3 protein-coding genes are annotated in these 3695 nt (G+C 36.8%); all 3 read left to right on the plus strand.

Features of this window, described 5'->3' with window-relative positions; translation table 11 throughout:
• A partial coding sequence (locus ENL20_07105; protein ID HHE38325.1) for a T9SS type A sorting domain-containing protein occupies window positions 1-1288 on the plus strand: 1288 nt, incomplete at its 5' end.
• A gap of 169 nt (window positions 1289-1457) precedes the next feature.
• Entirely contained in the window at window positions 1458-2282 is an 825-nt protein-coding gene (locus ENL20_07110) for a cyanophycinase (GenBank protein HHE38326.1), read from the plus strand.
• Window positions 2283-2610: 328 nt separating this feature from the next.
• The coding region (locus ENL20_07115; GenBank protein HHE38327.1) for a cyanophycin synthetase at window positions 2611-3695 on the plus strand (1085 nt) is incomplete at its 3' end.

The following is a 3695-nucleotide window of genomic DNA, read 5'->3' on the forward strand; positions in this document are numbered from 1 at the left end:
CTATTATAGTTCTCCCTCAATTCTAAACTGCATCATTACCGATAATAATTCGGAAAATTCGGGAGGTGGTATTTATTGTGACTTTTCCAATCCGGTCATAGAGAATAATGAAATCTATAATAACAGTTCAGTTTCTTATGGTGGCGGTATTGCGAGTTATGATTCGAGTCCCCTAATAATTCATAATAATATTCATGACAATATAACAACACATACAAATTCCAGAGGAGGAGGACTTTATTTCAATCATTCTTCACCTTCAATAATAAATTGTAATATTTCTAATAATTGTTCCAACTCAGCAGGAGGTGGTATTTCATTCATGTATAATAATGGTTTTTTTTCAATGATCAATAATATAATGACTGGAAATTCTGCCTATAATGGAGGTGCTATTCAGATTCACAGTGCTGCAAATGGAATAATAATTAATAATCTAATAGTTGAAAATAATGCTATGGTCGGTGGAGGTATTCGTTTACAAACAACTTTTGTTTCTCCTTATTGTCCGGATATTATTAATTGTACGATCGCTAATAATCATTCTGAATTATATGGCGGTGGAATTTACTTCGCTGAATTTTCCAATTCTAATATCATAAACTCGATCATTTATGGAAATGAAGCAGAAACCGGAGAGCAGATTTGTTTGAACAGTTGGTATTCTGATCCGGATTTTTATTATTCAGATATTGAAGATGGCTTTAATGGATTCGGATTTACCGGAACTGCTTCAATTGAAGAATATGAAGGAGAATATGAAAACAATATCTTACTTGATCCGTTGTTCATTGAACCGGTAACATTTAATTACCATCTTGAAGAAACTTCTCCCTGTATTAATGCCGGAACTCCGGACACAACCGGATTAAGTCTTCCTGAATATGATTTAGCAGGAAATCCCAGAATTTATGATGAAATCATTGATATGGGATGCTATGAGTGGGATGGAACTTCAATTAATGAAGAATTAGAAATTAATAATGAAAGAATTAAACTTTCCAATTATCCCAATCCCTTCACTCCTTCCACCACCATCTCCTTCTCCATCTCCGAAAAAGACAAGAACAAACCTGTAACCTTAAATGTCTATAACATCAAAGGACAGAAAGTAAGATCTTTGGAGTGCATTAACTGTGTTAATGTAAAAGCGACGGAATCGCTTTACTCCATATCTTGGAATGGAACAGATAATTTTGAAAAACCGGTCAGTTCCGGAATTTATTTCTATCAATTAAAGATTGATGAAAGACCTGTTGCTACGAAGAAGTGCCTGTTGCTTAGATAAATCAAAAATATTCAATTCCGAGTCGTCGTCATTCCTCTTTACAACTCGAATATCTTATTTGCGTTTATTAGTGTCAATTAGCGGTTCACAATTCAATCCTTGACACCATAATTACATTTTAAAATTTACTCTTAAAATCATTAGTAAAATCAAAAGGAATTTTTGGAAAATGCTCACGGAAATTGAAGAGAAAAAAGGAAAGGGATTTCTGGTTCTGATCGGCGGGAACGAAGACAAGAGAAATAATAAAACGATCTTAAAAAGTCTGATAGAAATAAATAACGCAGAAAATGCGGTGATCATCCCGACCGCCAGTTCATATCCCAAATCGTTGGGAGAAAAATATTTTAGAGCTTTCAAGAAATTAGGTTTGGAACATATTTCAATTCTGGATATCAGGCATAAAGACGAAGTCGATAAAGAAAAGAATTTTAAAGCAGTTCAAAATGCTGATTGTATTTTTTTTACCGGAGGAGATCAGGTTCGTTTGGTGAAGATTTTCCAAAACAGCAAACTTTTGAATTTGATAACGGAAAAATTCCAACAGGGAACGACGATCGCCGGATCGAGTGCTGGAGCAGCAGCTGTCAGCGATCCGATGATCTTTGACGGAGATTACAAAGGTTTTCATAAAGGTTCAGTTAATTTTGGCGGAGGATTTGGTTTACTGCCCGATATAACAATGGATACGCATTTCATCAAACGCTGCCGTCTTTCCCGTTTAACGCAATTCTTATCGAGCGGGAGAAGTGATTGCGGGATCGGTCTGGCGGAAGATACGGCGATCATAGTTTCTCCGGACAATAAATTCCGTGTGGTCGGCAGCGGAGTTGTAACAGTTTTGAGCAGTAAGAAAATGAAATACACAAATTTTGGAGAGATAGAAAAAAATGAGAAACTCACTGCGGATGGTTTGAGCATAAGTTTCTTGTCGAATGGAACTGTGTTTTGCTTGGAGCAGTGGGAAGTTGTTAAATTTGATAAATCAGCATAAGAAAATAAACAACGAACAAAACGAACAATACTAACTAAAACCTTAAAAATGGTCGAGATTGTATTTCTTTCCGAAGCTTCTAACAAAGGAATTCTTGCAGATAAGATTCAGAAAGTTTTGAGAAATTAAACCTTGAATAAGTTACACCAGCGTGATTCTTTCTCGTAAACTTTTTTAACGGTTATTTGTTGATATGGATTTAGAAAGAAACCGTTGAAAAGGTAAAGCAAGAAGAGAATACTTATAAACCTTTTCAAGGTTACATATTTAAATAGTTCGTTTTGTTAGTTTTGTTTGTTGCTAAATAATAAAAAATAGGAGATAAAAAATGTCTAAAGATTTCAAGGTAAGTAAGTTTTATGCTTATTCGGGTCCGAATTATTACCTGAATCGGCAGGCGGTTGTTTTCAATCTTTATATTGATCCTAACGGTAATAAGGTTGAATTTTACAAAGACGAAGTTCTGGAAAAGTTTCCGGTTATGAAAGAAGATTTTCCTGGAAGTGTGGTCGATCTTTTTGCAGAAGTTCTTGTTCAGGTTCTGAAAATGGATATTGATCTTTTCATCAATAATCATTCTATTGGTGAGGATGGAGAAGAATTCGTGATCGCGGTGGAATATCTCGATGACCTGGTAACAGAAGATGCTGTTTATTTTGTCAGTGAATGGTTTCAGACAATGAACGAAGGAGTGAATTTTGATTTTGATGAGAAATTCCTGCAGCTTCAGGATGATTTTGATAAAACTCTTTTTGGTGGTCCGACTCTATATTCATTGATCGAAGCAGGACTCAAACGAAACATTCCGGTTTTCTTCTTGAAGGAAGAGAATCAATTCCAGTGGGGTTATGGTAAGAAGCAGATCCGCGGACGCTCCACTACTTTTCATGTCGATGGCATCAAAGATACGGAATTCACGATGTTTAAAGATATGTGCGGAGAATTTCTGGAAATGTGCGGATTCCCGACTCCGACCGGAACAAACACTTTTTCCAAAGATGAAGCAGTGGAAGTTGCTAACGAACTCGGTTTTCCGGTTGTTGTGAAGCCGGTTGCCGGGCACAAAGGTCAGGGAGTTACGACCGGGATCGAATCGGAAAAAGAGGTGAGAAAAGCGTATCAGAACATCATTTCCATGTCGGAAGAAAATGATGTGCAATTTGAAGGAGCACTCGTGCAGCAGCAGATTTACGGAACAGATCATCGTTTGCTTTCGGTTGGCGGAAAATTCGCTGCTGCTTTGGAACGAGTTCCTGCTTATGTGGATGGGAACGGTAAAGACACGATCGAGGAATTGATCCGAATCGAGAATGATAAACTGGTGCGGCTCGATAATGCTCGCTCTCCTTTGTGTAAGATCAAGATCGATGATGATTTGAAGGATTATCTCGATTTGCAGAAACTCTCTTTGAG

The sequence above is a fragment of the Candidatus Cloacimonadota bacterium genome, from assembly GCA_011372345.1.
Classification (GTDB): domain Bacteria; phylum Cloacimonadota; class Cloacimonadia; order Cloacimonadales; family TCS61; genus DRTC01.